13 protein-coding genes are annotated in these 14,800 nt (G+C 56.8%); 3 read left to right on the top strand and 10 right to left on the bottom strand.

Translation table 11 applies throughout. The features are described 5' to 3' along the window. Positions 1-2: 2 nt before the first annotated feature. Positions 3-671 (bottom strand): CDP-diacylglycerol--glycerol-3-phosphate 3-phosphatidyltransferase, encoded by a 669-nt coding sequence (gene pgsA, locus ACR0AH_RS13860; RefSeq protein ID WP_480592392.1) that lies wholly within the window; start codon positions 669-671, stop codon positions 3-5. 192 nt (positions 672-863) lie between these two features. Here pgsA and ACR0AH_RS13855 point away from each other — a divergent pair, with 192 nt between their 5' ends. Further along, positions 864-1,748: a DMT family transporter gene (locus tag ACR0AH_RS13855; protein WP_480592390.1), complete on the top strand. Its 885-nt coding sequence runs from the start codon at positions 864-866 to the stop codon at positions 1,746-1,748. Here the strand turns inward: ACR0AH_RS13855 and uvrC are convergent. From uvrC to ACR0AH_RS13820, 7 genes are all read right to left on the bottom strand, one after another. Continuing rightward, positions 1,745-3,619: an excinuclease ABC subunit UvrC gene (gene uvrC, locus ACR0AH_RS13850; RefSeq protein WP_480592388.1), complete on the bottom strand. Its 1,875-nt coding sequence runs from the start codon at positions 3,617-3,619 to the stop codon at positions 1,745-1,747. The genes ACR0AH_RS13855 and uvrC overlap by 4 nt on opposite strands. 290 nt (positions 3,620-3,909) lie before the next feature. Then, the gene (locus ACR0AH_RS13845) at positions 3,910-4,689 is read right to left on the bottom strand and encodes an SDR family oxidoreductase (RefSeq protein WP_480592386.1); all 780 of its coding nucleotides are present in this window, start codon (positions 4,687-4,689) and stop codon (positions 3,910-3,912) included. A 21-nt stretch (positions 4,690-4,710) separates the two neighbouring features. After that, positions 4,711-5,673 (bottom strand): calcium/sodium antiporter, encoded by a 963-nt coding sequence (locus ACR0AH_RS13840; RefSeq protein WP_170395605.1) that lies wholly within the window; start codon positions 5,671-5,673, stop codon positions 4,711-4,713. A 168-nt stretch (positions 5,674-5,841) separates the two neighbouring features. Further along, positions 5,842-6,639, bottom strand: a complete 798-nt coding sequence (locus ACR0AH_RS13835; RefSeq protein WP_170395603.1) for a S49 family peptidase — start codon at positions 6,637-6,639, stop codon at positions 5,842-5,844. Between the two features lie 104 nt (positions 6,640-6,743). Next, positions 6,744-7,505, bottom strand: a complete 762-nt coding sequence (locus ACR0AH_RS13830) for an ABC transporter permease (RefSeq protein ID WP_170395601.1) — start codon at positions 7,503-7,505, stop codon at positions 6,744-6,746. Next, positions 7,502-8,431 carry an ABC transporter ATP-binding protein gene (locus tag ACR0AH_RS13825; RefSeq protein WP_170395599.1) on the bottom strand — a complete coding sequence of 310 codons (930 nt, stop codon included), beginning with the start codon at positions 8,429-8,431 and terminating at the stop codon, positions 7,502-7,504. Before ACR0AH_RS13825 ends, ACR0AH_RS13830 begins: the two co-directional genes overlap by 4 nt. A 91-nt stretch (positions 8,432-8,522) precedes the next feature. Continuing rightward, positions 8,523-9,038, bottom strand: coding sequence for an SRPBCC family protein (locus ACR0AH_RS13820; RefSeq protein ID WP_170423597.1), 516 nt, complete (start codon positions 9,036-9,038; stop codon positions 8,523-8,525). 155 nt (positions 9,039-9,193) lie between these two features. Here ACR0AH_RS13820 and ACR0AH_RS13815 point away from each other — a divergent pair, with 155 nt between their 5' ends. Beyond that, positions 9,194-10,288, top strand: coding sequence for a CaiB/BaiF CoA transferase family protein (locus ACR0AH_RS13815; protein ID WP_480592384.1), 1,095 nt, complete (start codon positions 9,194-9,196; stop codon positions 10,286-10,288). Positions 10,289-10,346: 58 nt separating this feature from the next. Here ACR0AH_RS13815 and hemE read toward each other — a convergent pair whose 3' ends face one another. Continuing rightward, positions 10,347-11,381, bottom strand: coding sequence for a uroporphyrinogen decarboxylase (gene hemE, locus ACR0AH_RS13810; protein WP_480592498.1), 1,035 nt, complete (start codon positions 11,379-11,381; stop codon positions 10,347-10,349). 107 nt (positions 11,382-11,488) lie between these two features. Here hemE and hemC point away from each other — a divergent pair, with 107 nt between their 5' ends. Further along, the gene (gene hemC / locus ACR0AH_RS13805) at positions 11,489-12,445 is read left to right on the top strand and encodes a hydroxymethylbilane synthase (RefSeq protein ID WP_480592382.1); all 957 of its coding nucleotides are present in this window, start codon (positions 11,489-11,491) and stop codon (positions 12,443-12,445) included. Positions 12,446-12,665: 220 nt separating this feature from the next. Here hemC and ACR0AH_RS13800 read toward each other — a convergent pair whose 3' ends face one another. Further along, positions 12,666-14,786: a CHASE2 domain-containing protein gene (locus ACR0AH_RS13800; RefSeq protein ID WP_480592380.1), complete on the bottom strand. Its 2,121-nt coding sequence runs from the start codon at positions 14,784-14,786 to the stop codon at positions 12,666-12,668. Between the last annotated feature and the right edge of the window lie 14 nt (positions 14,787-14,800).

The following is a 14,800-nucleotide window of genomic DNA, read 5'->3' as shown; positions in this document are numbered from 1 at the left end:
GGTTAGCTCTCCTTCAGGTGGGGCATGGCTTTACGTAGGTAGTCATAGCCTGTGATCAATGTCAGCGTCGCGGCAATCCAGAGCAGCCATAGCCCGATACGACCTGACCAGAACATGGCCTCAAGATGCCAGCGGATGGTGTTCAGGTCCTCGACCTGCCCTGCCAGAACCTGATCAATGGTTGTCGCATCCATGCCAATCGTGGCCATCACAAAATGGTGCTCGAATATCCCCTGCGAGAACAGGATCGCGATCGCTACCATCTGTGCCGTCGTTTTCCACTTGGCCAGCTTGGTGACCTTCAGGGTTCCGGCCACATCGCCCAGATACTCTCGCAAGCCTGAGACAAAGACTTCGCGAAACAGGATCACTGTCGCGGGCAGGACCAGCCATGGTGTCCAGTGTTCAGTCGAATAGCCCACCAATATCATCAGCGCGATTACCACCATTGCCTTGTCGGCAATGGGATCCAGCATGGCGCCAATCTTCGTTTCCTGTTTCCAGGCGCGCGCCAGATACCCGTCGAACCAATCGGTGATCGCCGCTGACAGAAACAGGATCAAAGCAAACCAATCCGCATAGGGACGGGTGAAATACAGAAACATCACGGCGAGACCGGGGGCCGCCACAAGGCGCAGTACAGTCAGAATATTCGGCAGGTTCCATTTCATGGCTTGGACCCTACATCGCCGGTTCAAGACAGAAAAGACAGGGTCTTAAAAAAAACCTACCCAACACAAGCGTTTGCTGTCTTAAAAGTCAAAGCGTCGCAGCGGTGGTCACATTACAGGTTTCATCTTGGCACTTGATTGCTTTGGCGTCAGATTGTCGGCTGGCCAACCAGACAACACCCCAGAGCTGACATGACACCGCATATTCAAACCGATCCCCGGTCAAATCTGATCGGCAGTGCCTGGATGGTCGCCGCAATGGCGCTGTTCGCGCTGGAGGATGCGCTGCTTAAGGCGGCTTCGGCGTCGATCCCGATCTGGCAGGTGCTTGTACTGTTCGGTGCGGGCGGTGCTGTAATCTACGCTGCGGTTGCCACAGTACGTAGCACGCGTCTGTTCCAGTCCGACGTGTTGTCGCGCCCAATGAAGGTGCGTGTGGTCTTCGAGATTCTTGGACGGCTTTTCTATGTATTGGCGATCGCTTTGACACCACTGTCCTCGGCTACGGTGATCCTTCAGGCCACACCACTGGTTGTCGTCGCAGGGGCCGCGTTGTTCTTTGGTGAATCCGTCGGCTGGCGGCGATGGAGCGCCATTTTGATCGGTCTTGTCGGCGTTGTGATCATCATCCAACCGACCGGAGACAGCTTCTCGGCCCTGTCAATCCTTGCCGTGCTGGGGATGCTCGGCTTTGCAGGGCGCGATCTGGCCAGCCGCGCCGCGCCCGCAACACTGGGCACTGAGGTTCTGGGGTTCTATGGCTTCCTCTGCATCATTGTCGCGGGTTTGGCTTATCGATTCTGGGAAGGAACATCGCTGCAAACCCTGACGCCTAATGTCAGCCTGCACATGGGCGGGGCGATTGTGATGGGGGTCATGGCCTATGCCGCGCTGATGAAGGCGATGCGCACCGGCGAGGTCTCATCTGTGACGCCGTTTCGCTATTCGCGGCTGTTGTTCGGTATCGGCTTGGGCGTGGTGATGTTTGGCGAGCGATTGGATCAGACCATGTGGATTGGCTGCGCCCTCATCGTGGCGTCAGGCCTCTATATCCTTTGGCGGGGGCGAAAGGCCTAGCCCTTGTCATGGAAGAAGTCATAGACCTTCTGCGCCAGCCCGGCTGAAATCCCCTCGACGGCTTTAAGATCCGCCAAATTGGCTCGGCTCACCGCTTTGGCGCTGCCGAAATGAGTCAGCAGGGCGCGTTTGCGCGCGGCCCCGACGCCGGGGATTTCGTCCAGTGGCGTTGCACCAACCGCCTTAGCGCGTTTCGCGCGATGGGTGCCGATGGCAAAGCGATGCGCCTCATCCCGCAAGCGCTGGATAAAGTACAATACGGGATCGTTGCGTTTCAGCGCAAAAGGGCGCTGCCCGATGCGATGGAATTCTTCCTTGCCGTGATCGCGATCGACACCCTTGGCGACGCCGACCATCGGGATATCCTCGACCCCGTGCTGGGCCATGATCTCATTCACGGCGCTCACCTGCCCTGCACCACCGTCGATCAGCAGCAGATCGGGCCAATGCCCTTTGTCCCGATCCGGATCATCCTTTTGCAGGCGTGTGAAACGGCGGGTCAGGACCTCTTTCATCATGCCGAAGTCATCGCCGGGGGTTAGATCATCGCCGCGGATGTTGAATTTGCGATAGGCATTTTTCATGAACCCTTCTGGGCCCGCGACGATCATGCCCCCAACTGCATTGGTGCCCTGAATGTGAGAGTTGTCGTAAACTTCGATCCGGTTTGGCGGCGCGTCCAGATCAAAGGCCTCGGCCACACCGCGTAGCAATTTGGCCTGCGTGGCACTTTCCGACATCCGCCGGGCCAGCGATTCACGTGCGTTGCGCAAGGCACCAGCGATCAGTTCCTGCTTTTCACCGCGTTGGGGCACCAGGATTTCCACCTTGCGTCCAGCTTTTTCCGACAATGCCTCCTGCATCAGATCGGCATTCTCGATCGCATCAGACAGGATCAACTGCCGGGGTGGTTCCTTATTGTCGTAGAATTGGCCCAGAAACGCTTCCATCGCCTCAGCCTGTGACACATCCGGGCCGACGCGCGGATAGAAATCGCGGTTACCCCAGTTCTGGTTGGCGCGGATGAAGAACACCTGAACGCAGGCTTGCCCGCTGTCCATGTAGAGACCAATGACGTCAGCCTCGGCCACGCCGCGCGGGTTGATGCCTTGAGACGTCTGCACCTGCGTTAGCGCCCGGATACGGTCGCGCAAACCGGCGGCGCGTTCGAACTCCATCGCCTCGGAGGCAGCCATCATCTGCTGGGCGAGATCTTCCTGCACTTTGGTAGATCGGCCTGACAGGAACCTTTCGGCATCCTTAACGCTTTCACGATAGTCGGCTTCCGAGATCAGTTCGACGCACGGTCCAGAACATCGCTTGATCTGATAGAGCAAACACGGCCGGGTCCGGCTATCGAACATGGAATCCGAACAGTTCCGCAGCAGGAACGCCTTTTGCAGCTGGTTCAGCGTCCTGTTCACCGCGCCTGCACTGGCGAAGGGGCCGAAATAAGCCCCCTTTTCTTTCTTCGCCCCTCGGTGCTTTTTGATCTGCGGAAAGGCATGATCCTTGGCGACCAGAATATTCGGGAAGCTTTTGTCATCCCGCAACAATACGTTGTATTTGGGCTTGAGCTGCTTGATCAGGTTCTGTTCCAGCAGCAGCGCCTCGGTCTCGGTCCGAGTGGTCAGAAACATCATCGAGGCAGTTGCGGCGATCATTTTCTCGATCCGACCCGAGTGCCCCGGGCGGGTGTAGTTCGATACCCTCGCCTTCAGGTTTCGCGCTTTACCTACGTAAAGAACTCGGCTGTCCCCATCCAACATCCGATACACACCCGGCGAGCTGTCCAGCGTTTTCACATAACGCTGAATGCAGGCATAGCCGTTGGCTTGGGTCGACGATTCGGAATCAGTGCTAGCGGTCATGAGTCTGAGATATGATTCTCTGACCGTGGCTGCAATCTTGTGCGCTTCAGATCAAGAGAAAACAAATCCACGGCTTCTGTGGATAACTGTGCAGATAACTTTTGGGGCATCACGATTTTCCCTTGAATCCTTGCCTTTTCGTTGATCTGCACAAAAAATAGGCAGGAAATTATGACGTTGTTTTTAAAGGATAATTTTCTTGATCTGCGACAAGTATATGAAAATTAAGACATTTTTGTAACGCTCGAGTAACAGAGATGAGAGCGGTGCAAAACTTGCAGCAGATTTACTTATTCTACACCAAGAACATCGGGTGTTTGCCAACCCAAATGTTGCCCACCATCGACGCAAAGAAGCTGCCCCGTAACGGCATGTGCATCCAGAAAGTATCCCAGCGCAGCAGTAATATCCGACGGGTTCGCGCCGCGCTCCAGAATCGTGTTCTGCCGCTGAGCGCTAAAATGAGCATCACTTTGGCGATGACCCTGCAGCGTTGGACCGGGGCCGATCGCGTTCACACGGATTGCGGGTGTCAGAGCCTGCGCTGCAGTCCGGGTCAAGGCCCACAACCCCATCTTGGCAATCGTGTATGACATGAACTCAGGCGTCAGTTTACGCACCCGCATATCCACCATGTTCACGATCAGCCCAATCGCCAGAGGCTCTCCCTGATCATCAAGCTCCGGCTGTAACCCCTGCTCGGCCATGGCTTGGGTCAGTACGAATGGTGCGCGCAGATTGCTGTCGAGATGCCGATCCCAGCTTTGGCGGGTAGCTGAGTGGATATTGTCATACTCAAATATCGATGCATTGTTGACCAGACAGGTGATCGGACCACCCAGCGCCTCAGCTGCACGCGGCAGCAATGAGCTGACTTGCCCCTCATCAAGCAGATCGGCCTGCAGCGCAACTGACCTTCGGCCCAGCGCCTGAACCTCATCAACCGTTTCACGCGCGGCCTGGTCCGAACTGGAATAGTGCACAGCGACATCCATGCCGCGCTGCGCCAAATACAGCGCCATGGCACGACCAAGGCGTTTACCGGCACCAGTCACCAATGCTCGGGTCATGGGCTCATTCTCCTCGTCAGGTCAGGCTAACAGGCTTGCAACATAGATCACATAGAGCGCTGTCAAGATCAGGCCCCAGACGCGTGTGATATCTTTCTTGAAGAACACAAAAGGAACCAACAAGAGCGACGCACCGAGCATCACCCACAGATCGAAACGCAGGAATTCAGGATCGACGGGAATACGCCCAAACAAGGTCGTAATGCCGACAATGGCCAGCAGATTGAACATGTTCGATCCGATGACGTTACCCAGTGCCACATCCGCTTGTCGCCTCAGGGCAGCCATGACGGTTGTCGACAGTTCCGGCAGGGACGTACCCACCGCGATCAGCGTAAGGCCGATCACTGTTTCGCTCACACCATAGTTCCGGGCAATGACGGTCGCATTTTCGACCAGCAGATGCGCACCCATTGGCAGGCCGATCAAGCCGAGGATCAGGTAGATCGCCACCTTCCAATAGGGCATGTCAGGATCTGCTTCCTCAAGACCCTCAAGCTCGTCCTCATCGGCACAAGCTTCACCACAGGCTTTACGGTGCGCATGTGCTTCGCGAAACGCGTTGCCGAGGATCAGAGCCAACGCAGCCAGCAAAATTGCCCCGCTGAGCAGATTAAAGACCCCGCAAAAAGCCAACCCGATAAATAACACCGACGCCAGAAGCATGAAGATGTAGTTCTTGCGGCTGTCGCACTCGCTTGTGTGCAAGGTCGCCAGAAGCGCGGGCAATCCCAGAACCAGCAAGATATTCGCTGTATTCGAGCCCACCACGTTACCCAACGCAATGCCTGGCGCGTTTTCCTTGATGGCGCTGATTGCAATCAGCAGCTCAGGGGCCGAAGTTCCAAATGCAACGATTGTCAGGCTGACGATCAGGGCGGGAACCCCCAACCGCAGGCTGAGGTTCACGGCCCCTCGCACCAGCGCGTCGCCTGCCAACAACAGGATCAGCAGCCCGAGGCCGGAGAACAGCCATGCCGTCATCCACGGCCTCCTTCTTCGCAAGGACACGGGCCTTTGCCGATCCTAAACCGCCCACAACGCGGACATTTCGCAGAACTCAATCGTTTCTGTCCAGGAAAGCGTAGCTTGCCGAACATCGCCAGAACGCCCATGGCGATCAGGAACAAGGTGACTGCTTTGATGATCACTCTACAACCCGAAACGCGCGTAGGCAGCGCGCTCCTCAAACCCGGCTATGGCATCCTGCGCCAGCGTCGCGCCGAAGCGCGACCAGATCGGTTTGCGCAGGCCATAGCGGCGGAACCTGACTTTGTCGCCAAACTTCTCCTGCATCTTGGGCTTCAGATGGGCAATACCATCGATCAGGCCCAGCTGTTGCGCGCGACGGGCCAGCCAGACCTCGCCGTTGAACAGATCAGCGCTGCTGTCCAGCTTGCCGTCCCGGCGAGATTTCACATGGGTTATGAAATTCTCGTGGATATCGCCCAGCAGCACTTTGAGCCGTGCAATGTCTTCTTTCTTTTCCGGAGCAAACGGGTCGAGCATTGATTTCGACTGACCCGCAGTATGTACGCGCCGTTCAAAGCCCTGACGTGCCAGAAAAACATGCGCGCCAAATCCCGACGATATCACGCCGATCGACCCCAGAACCGAACTGTCATCGGCCCAAATCTCATCCGCTGAAACCGCCAACCAATATCCACCCGAAGCCGCCACGTCTTCGACGAAGGCGTAGACAGGGATCTTAAGCTCTTCCGCCAGCCGTTGGATACGCGCACCGATTAATGAGCTTTGAACGGGGGAGCCGCCCGGCGAATTGATCTCCAGCGCGACCGCAGCGGGCTTGCCCTTGCGAAAGGCTTTCTCCAACACCGGTGCCAGAGCGGTCGCGTTCATCGACCCTCGCCCGGCCATTCCAATGGCACCGGACAGGCGAACAACGGCCACAAGTGGCGGCTTTTTCATGAAGGGCAGGCTGAGTTTCATGGAAGCCGATGTAGAGCGCGCCGGAGCCGTAAACAAGAGACCCGAAGCGCCATAAACGCGACGTGAACCAATTTCACACACCTGATGGGCAAAAATGCAACGCCCTAGCTGCGGATGCGCCAACCGGTTTTGAAGATCCAGCCAATGATCGCGAGGCATATTCCGGTGAAGGCCAGTATGGCCAAAAGGCTCCAAAATATCGGGACATCTGCGATACCGTAGAATGACCAGCGGAATCCGGAAATCAGATAAACCACGGGGTTGAACAGAGTGATCGTCTGCCAAAGCGGAGGTAGCATCGAGATTGAGTAAAACGTCCCACCCAGAAAAATCAGGGGCGTCACAACAAGCTGGGGGACAAGCGACATCTGTTCAAAATTACCCGCCCAGATACCCACGATGAAACCCAGCAAGGAAAAGCTGAGGCAGGACAGGATCAGGAAAGCCGCCATGGCAAACGGGTGTTCAATGCGAATGTCCACAAAGAACGTCGCAGTGGCCAGAATGACAAGACCTACAAACAGTGCCTTAGTTGCGGCCGCGCCCACATAGCCAATCACAATCTCGATGAAATTGATGGGGGCTGAAAGTAACTCATAAATCGTACCCAAGAATTTGGGGAAGTAGATGCCAAAGGACGCGTTCGAGATTGATAGCATCACTACGGACAACATGATCAGACCCGGCACAATGAAGGCCCCATAGGACACGCCTTCGATCTCTTGAATGCGACTGCCGATGGCAGTGCCAAACACCACGAAATAAAGCGAGGTCGACAGGACCGGAGACAAAAAACTCTGCGCCAGTGTGCGAAAGAACCGGGCCATTTCAAACCGGTAGATGGCAGTAATAGCGGACCAGTTCATGCGGGTTCTCCGGACACGAGGTTGACGAAAATCTCTTCAAGGCTCGATTGCCGCGTCTGCACATCACGCAGCACTAGACCGGCCTGTGCAACATCATTGAGAAGAGTGGTGATGCCCGTGCGCTCGGCATTGGTGTCGTAAGTATAGATCAGCGCATCGCCAGCACCGTTGAGCGTCAGTTGATGATCGGACAGAACGTCGGGAACCGATAAAATAGGCTCGGTCAACATGACCTCAATCTGCTTTTTGCCCATCTGCGCCATCAATGTGTCTTTGTCCTGCACGAGCAAAAGCTCACCCTTGTCGATGACACCCACACGGTCGGCGATTGCCTCGGCTTCCTCGATGTAGTGAGTGGTCAGGATGATGGTGACACCAGCCTGCTTCAATTCGGCCACGATCTCCCACATGTCCTTACGTAGCTCGACATCTACGCCGGCGGTGGGTTCATCCAGAAACAGCACCCTTGGCTCATGCGCCAAGGCTTTCGCGATCAGCACACGTCGCTTCATGCCTCCGGATAGTTCCTTGATTGCGTTACGGCGTTTGTCCCATAGGGACAGCTTGCGCAGGATTTCCTCGATCCTAGCGTTGTCTCCGCTATGACCGAACAGCCCGCGCGAAAAGCGGACAGTGTTCCAGACCTTCTCGAACGGTTCCAGCGCGATTTCCTGCGGCACCAGCCCAATCATCTTGCGGGCTGCGCGATACTCGGTCTGGATGTCATGGCCACCTACGGTGACCGAGCCCGAAGTCGGCGTGGTAATACCGCACACAGTCGAGATCAGCGTTGTTTTACCCGCCCCATTGGGGCCCAACAGCGCTAGAATCTCACCTTCTTCAATGTCCAGAGACACACCTTTCAGCGCCTCAAACCCATCGGCATAAGACTTCCGCAAATCCCGGATCGACAATATGGTCGTCATGCGTACCCTCGTTCTGACCCCGCAACCTATCGTGACGGACCATCGTCGAACAGTCCAATTCCGCACAGTGCCATGCGCGTGTGCGCAGGGTTCAGTCTCGTCCCGTCAGGCGACCTAGCCAGCCTGACTTGGTCTCTTCTTCGGCAGCGTCTTCTTGCGGTGGCGGACCTTCGAAATATTCTTGAAGATTGGCGAAAAACTGATCGGCCATCTTCTTGGCAAACCCATCAATCAGGCGGCTGCCCAGCTGAGCCAGTTTGCCACCCACCTTAGCCTCGACCTCGTAGGTCAGAAGGGTGCCACCAGCCTCGCTGGGCGCGAAGGTTACATCTGCGCTTCCCTTGGCAAAGCCTGCGGCGCCCCCCTTGCCCTCACCAGCGATGGTCAGGCGTTCAGGCTCAACCATGTCGGACATGGTCACAGTGCCTTTGAAAGTCGCCTTCACAGGGCCAACCTTTTGCACCACGGTCGCATTATACCCCTCGGTTGGATCGCCGGTAATCTCCTGCGCGCCGCTGATGCAGGCTTTCAATACTTCAGGGTCCAGCAACGCAGCGTAAACGGCGGCAGGCGGCGCCTGAATTTCACGGGTATCGCTTAACTGCATCTCTCAACCTCTTTTTAATCCTACGGCAGACCACAAAGACCTAGCCCTGAAACATCGATGCAGGCAACCAGTTTGCTCACACCAAGGCACTGGATCGGGATTCTTCGCTTGCATTCGCTCCGCCCAACAGAAACCCTGCGCCGCAGGAGGAAGACATGCTGCACGGCATACGCATCATCGAAATCGAAGGGCTGGGCCCAGCCCCCTTCGCGGCCATGCTGCTGGCGGATATGGGCGCCGATATCATCACCATCCATCGCAAAGGGTCCGCCGTCACTCCGGGTATGCCTGAACGTTCGCTGCTGGATCGCGGCAAACGATCAATTGCACTGGACCTCAAAGACCCGCAGGACCTTAGCGTTGCAAAACGGCTGATCGCAACGGCTGATGCGCTGATCGAGGGTTTTCGCCCCGGCGTGATGGAAAAGCTGGGGCTGGGGCCGGAAGACTGTCATCACCTGAACCCAAAGCTGGTCTATGGCCGAATGACAGGCTGGGGGCAGCATAGCCCACTTTCTGAGACAGCGGGCCATGATCTCAACTATATTGCCCTTTCAGGGGCTTTATCCTACGCGTCGCCGCCCGGCCAACCGCCTTTGACGCCCGCAACACTAGTCGGGGATATCGGCGGTGGTGCGATGTATCTGGTTGCAGGTCTGCTCGCCGGGCTTTTGAATGCCCGAGATACAGGCAAAGGCACGGTGGTGGACGCCGCCATCTACGATGGCTCGGCACACATGATGAATTTGCTGATGAGCCTGCGCCAAACCGGCAACCTGTCCGACACCCGGGGTCAAAGCCTGCTCGACGGACCGCATTGGAGCAGAACCTACGCCTGCGCAGATGGCGGTTTCATCTCAGTTCAATGTCTGGAGCCAAAATTCTATGCTCACTTCCTGGACATCCTCGGGCTCAGCGATGACGCGGAATTCGCTCAGCAATATAACCATGCGACGTGGCCCAACCTGACGAAGCGGTTGAGCAAAATCTTTGCCGAGAAGCCGCGCGACGAATGGGCGGCGCTGTTTCAAGGCACGGACGCCTGCGTTGCCCCAGTCCTAAGTCCACAAGAAGCACGAGATCACCCCATGAATTCGGCTCGCCAAACATGGGTCGACCACGACGAAACACGTCAAGCCGCAGCCGCTCCTAGATTCTCAACCTACAACTGGCAACCGCGGCCCAGCCCCAAACGCGGAGAGCATACAAATGAGATTTTGAACGAACTTCCTCCCGCTTCATCTGGCTAAAAATACCTCGGGGGTGAATTGGCCGCAGGCCAAGAGGGGGCTGGCCCCCACGCCAGGCTTACCGCCCGCGCACCGTATCGATCATCAATTGAACGTTCTCAGGGTCCGCATCTGGCGTAATACCATGACCCAAATTGAAGATATGCGGTCCTTTTGAGAAGGCTTCGACAATCCGCCGCGTCTCATCGACAAGCGCTTGCCCGCCTGTCACCATATGCGATGAAGCCAGATTGCCCTGTACACACCCATCGACTTGCACATTCGCAGCAGCCCATTCGGGCGACACAGAATTGTCCAGCGCGACACAATCCACACCGGTGGCCTTGGCGAAACCGATGTAACCCTGATCCGCTTCGCGTGGGAAACCGATGACGGGAATGCCCGGATGGCGTGCCTTTATGGCAGCAGTAATCACGCGACAGGGTTCAACGGCGTATTTCTGAAACGCTTCGCCCTTCAATGATCCCGCCCAACTATCAAATATTTTGACAACCTCGGCCCCTGCCTCGATTTGGGCAGACAGGTATTCAATTGTCGCGGCCGTGATCCGATCCAACAGCGCCTCGAACAGCGCAGTGTTTTCTTCGCGCAGCGCATGGGCTGGCCCCTGATCCGGGGTGCCCCGTCCGGCGATCATGTAGGTAGCCACTGTCCAGGGCGCGCCTGCAAATCCGATCAGAGCTGTCTCAGAAGGAAGCTCACGCGAAAGAATACGCACGGTTTCATACACCGGAGAGAGCGTCTCATGAATTGCATCAACCGGCTTCAGCGCATCAAACTCCGACTCCCGTGTAATTGTCGAAAGGCGAGGACCTTCGCCGGTGACAAACCACAAATCCGCACCCAGCGCCTGCGGCAAAAGCAGGATATCAGCAAACAGGATCGCGGCATCAAAGCCGTAGCGGCGAATGGGCTGAAGGGTGACTTCGGCGGCAAGCTCGGGGTTATAGCAAAGAGACAGGAAATCTCCGGCCTGTGCGCGCGTTGCACGATATTCAGGCAAATACCTCCCGGCCTGTCGCATCATCCAGATCGGCGGCACATCCTGCACTTCCCCCGCCAGCGCCCGTAGCAATTTCTTTGTCTCGGCCATTAGTGCCCCCAGTGTTCCGGTTTGGTGCAACGCGTCGGCCCTCAGTGGCAATTTGTCAAGCTCTGCCCCCATTGTCAGGGCAATGTGACGCGACTAAAGCTGTGCACATGAGTCTGATATTGCCTACCCCCGCATCGCCTCTGAAAATCGGCACCCGTGGATCTCCGCTGGCGCTGGCGCAGGCCTATGAAACCCGTCAGAGACTTGGCGCCGCTTTCGACCTGCCTGAGGACGCGTTTGAGATCGTGGTAATCAAGACCACCGGTGACAACCGCGCGATGATCGACGCGGACCGGCCGCTGAAAGAGATTGGCAACAAGGGTCTGTTCACCAAGGAAATCGAAGAGGCGATGCTGAAAGGTGAGATCGACATCGCCGTACATTCGACCAAGGACATGCCCGTCGAACAGCCTGACGGGCTGGTGCTGGATACATTCCTGCCGCGCGAAGATGTGCGCGACGCGTTTATCTCGCCGACTCTGAGTTCGATTCACGATCTGCCAGAGGGCGCAGTTGTCGGGACTTCATCGTTGCGCCGCCGGGCGCAGTTGCTGAATCGGCGGCCCGATCTGAAAGTCGTCGAGTTTCGCGGCAATGTTCAGACTCGCTTGAAGAAGCTGGCCGATGGCGTGGCCGATTGTACCTTTCTGGCCATGGCCGGATTGCGCCGCTTGGATATGAAAGACGTCCCCGCGACTGCCATATCACCTGATGACATGCTACCTGCCATTGCGCAGGGCACCATCGGCATTGAACGGCGCAGCGACGATAGCCGCACCGCCGAGATGCTGGCGGCGATTCATCATGTCGAAACAAGCCAACGCCTTGCGGCTGAACGCAGCCTGCTGGCCGGGCTGGATGGCTCATGCGAAACACCGATCGCCGGTTTGGCGCAGGTTAAGGATGGCCAACTTACTTTGCGCGGAGAAGTTCTGCGCCCGGACGGTTCCGAGGCGATCAGCGAAGAGGCCACCGGAGCGCTCGAAGACGGCGCAAAACTGGGTCAGACAATGGCCGCCTCTCTGCTGAAACAGGCCGGACCAGGGTTTTTCGACTGGCGCTAAGAAAAAATTTAAACAATTTCAGGGTAATGTGAACTTCTTCACTGTCTACCCTGCCGAATTCGTTAAATATGGGGACAGAAGGTCGATCTCGAATATATCGAAAGTTTTAGCCCGTGTTGTTTTAGATGGTATTCGAGGGGGCGAGATTGATACTTCCGGCGGGGCGCAGTTGATTTTCAACAGCGCCCCGTTCTCTTTTCCAAAGCATATGGCGAAGTACTTACTCTGCACCTTCGCGCAGACCATGATGATGACTAAACACCGGCCGCGCATGAAGCACCTCTGATCGGAAGTCCGCCATGCGCCCCGGTAGCGCGCGATAGAATGATGCCAAACCTGGCTCAACCGCCATCGCATGCTTGGCACATTCCTTGCATAACCCAGCGACTACGGTCTGTGATTCCCGTGCGCGTATCGCCTCTAGTAGACCTATGTGTGCGGTCTGCAGCTTTTGAAACGATGCACTGCCTGCAACTTCTCGATCTCCGACCAGTACATAAACAGGCTCTGGCTCGCTTTTGCCTTTCAAATCCACGAAGCCCGCCTCTAGCAGCGCAAGATCAGAATTGGTGACACGGCGAATAGAGTCTGAGACCAGAATATCATAATCCACATGTCGGCAGTTTTGTTCGATCCGCGCTGCCACATTCACCACATCTCCGATTACTGTATAATTGAACCGGCGCCGCGAGCCGATATTGCCGACGCAGGCGGCTCCGGTTGCGCAGCCAGTCGCCAGAGCGATGGGAGGACGCCCGCGCATGATGGGCAAAGTGTTGAACTTATCTAACGCGCCGCGCATCTTCAGCGCGGCCAAAGCAGCGCGGCGCGGGTGATCATCCACGGGCAGCGGTGCATTCCAAAAAGCCATAACCGCATCGCCGATAAATTTGTCGATCGTTCCACGCTCGACCAGAATCTGATCCCCGATCTCTGAGAACAGCGCATTCAGCAAGGTCACCAGATCGGTGGCTGACACAGACTCGGACAATGGCGTGAAGCCCCGAATGTCAGAAAACATCACCGTGATCTCCTGAGATTCACCTCCCAATTGCAGCTGATGCCCGTTGGCCTCCATCTCATCGAGGATTTCCGGTGCGACATAGTGCGAGAAAGTCTGGCGGATCACCCGCTTCTCCCGCTCGGTCGAAACAAAGAGGTACCCGGCCAGAAGCCCGAAATTGGCCATACCTCCGGCCAAAGGGAAGGTCGCATCAAACAGAACCGACTGGTTCTGGAACGCCAACCAACTGATGGCAATCACGGCCGATGCGGCCACTCCGCCTGCAGCAAAAGAAGCGACCGCCCCATAGTTGGACATGACCACTGTGACAACGACGCCCAGGATCACGAACGCCAGCAGCTCAAGTGCAGAGGTAACATCCGATCTGCTCAGCACATCGCCAAGGATGATCTGTTCGATAATCTGGGCGTGGATCGAAACACCTGGAACAGATTCACCCAGTGCCGTTTCGCGCATATCGAACAGGCCCGCCGCAGAGGTGCCGACCAGGATGATCCGTCCTTCTATCTCTGACTGAAGCGTTGGATCACTACCGCTGCGCATGACATCATCGGCCGACAGATACAGGCCAGGATTGTCCCGCCTGTAACGCACCCAGATCTCGCCATTCTCGGTGGTCGGCAGCACAAAATCACCCAGACCAACCTCAAGCATGATGCCGATCTCGTCCTGCGATCCTTCGGCAAAATAAACGGATTCGCCCATGGCCACCCGCAGGGCTTCAACCCCAAGCGCAGGTAATACACCGTTGGGCCCGGACCAAAGCACAGGGACCCGTCGCACCACACCCAAACTTCCTTGGGGCGAAACATTAACACCCCCGATCCCGGCCGCTTCTTCCCCCAATGGCGGCGCCAGAGAGGTCCAGTGGGCAACGCTGACAAGGCCAGCTGCGGGGTTCTCTCCGATTTCAACTAACCCCGCCTTCGGTACAGTGGCCGAACCGCTATCGGTTTGCCGGGCTGCCACACCCAGAACCACTGGCCATTTCGCAACTTCGTCCCCAAATCTGACGTCATTGTCCAGATCGATCGCGGCCTGATCCACCTGCAGTAGTCCGGACAAGGTCGGGTCTTGCAACAATCGCATCGGAGAGTATCGGTCGGGCTCGGCAAACAGCATATCAAAGGCAATCGCAGCGGCACCGTATTCGCCCAATCGTTCGACCATCTGACCCAACAGGGTACGAGGCCAAGGCCATTGGCCCCATTCTGCCAGAGACCTTTCATCAATATCCACCACGCGGACCGGCAGATCCGGGTTGTAGGCCCGTGGTGAAATCCGCTGCAGGATATCGAAGTAAATCAATCTGGACATTTGAACGGGATACG

The sequence above is a fragment of the Ruegeria sp. AM5 genome, assembly GCF_056540645.1.
Note: the sequence above shows the minus strand (reverse complement) of the source record. Positions and strands in the feature narration are given on the sequence as shown.

Coding starts and splice junctions, on each gene's coding strand:
- uvrC (WP_480592388.1), bottom strand. CDS start 3,619: ATGACCGCTAGCACTGATTCCGAATCGTCGACCCAAGCCAACGGCTAT.
- ACR0AH_RS13845 (WP_480592386.1), bottom strand. CDS start 4,689: ATGACCCGAGCATTGGTGACTGGTGCCGGTAAACGCCTTGGTCGTGCC.
- ACR0AH_RS13820 (WP_170423597.1), bottom strand. CDS start 9,038: ATGCAGTTAAGCGATACCCGTGAAATTCAGGCGCCGCCTGCCGCCGTT.
- ACR0AH_RS13840 (WP_170395605.1), bottom strand. CDS start 5,673: ATGACGGCATGGCTGTTCTCCGGCCTCGGGCTGCTGATCCTGTTGTTG.
- pgsA (WP_480592392.1), bottom strand. CDS start 671: ATGAAATGGAACCTGCCGAATATTCTGACTGTACTGCGCCTTGTGGCG.
- ACR0AH_RS13825 (WP_170395599.1), bottom strand. CDS start 8,431: ATGACGACCATATTGTCGATCCGGGATTTGCGGAAGTCTTATGCCGAT.
- hemE (WP_480592498.1), bottom strand. CDS start 11,381: ATGGCCGAGACAAAGAAATTGCTACGGGCGCTGGCGGGGGAAGTGCAG.
- hemC (WP_480592382.1), top strand. CDS start 11,489: ATGAGTCTGATATTGCCTACCCCCGCATCGCCTCTGAAAATCGGCACC.
- ACR0AH_RS13815 (WP_480592384.1), top strand. CDS start 9,194: ATGCTGCACGGCATACGCATCATCGAAATCGAAGGGCTGGGCCCAGCC.
- ACR0AH_RS13835 (WP_170395603.1), bottom strand. CDS start 6,639: ATGAAACTCAGCCTGCCCTTCATGAAAAAGCCGCCACTTGTGGCCGTT.
- ACR0AH_RS13855 (WP_480592390.1), top strand. CDS start 864: ATGACACCGCATATTCAAACCGATCCCCGGTCAAATCTGATCGGCAGT.
- ACR0AH_RS13830 (WP_170395601.1), bottom strand. CDS start 7,505: ATGAACTGGTCCGCTATTACTGCCATCTACCGGTTTGAAATGGCCCGG.
- ACR0AH_RS13800 (WP_480592380.1), bottom strand. CDS start 14,786: ATGTCCAGATTGATTTACTTCGATATCCTGCAGCGGATTTCACCACGG.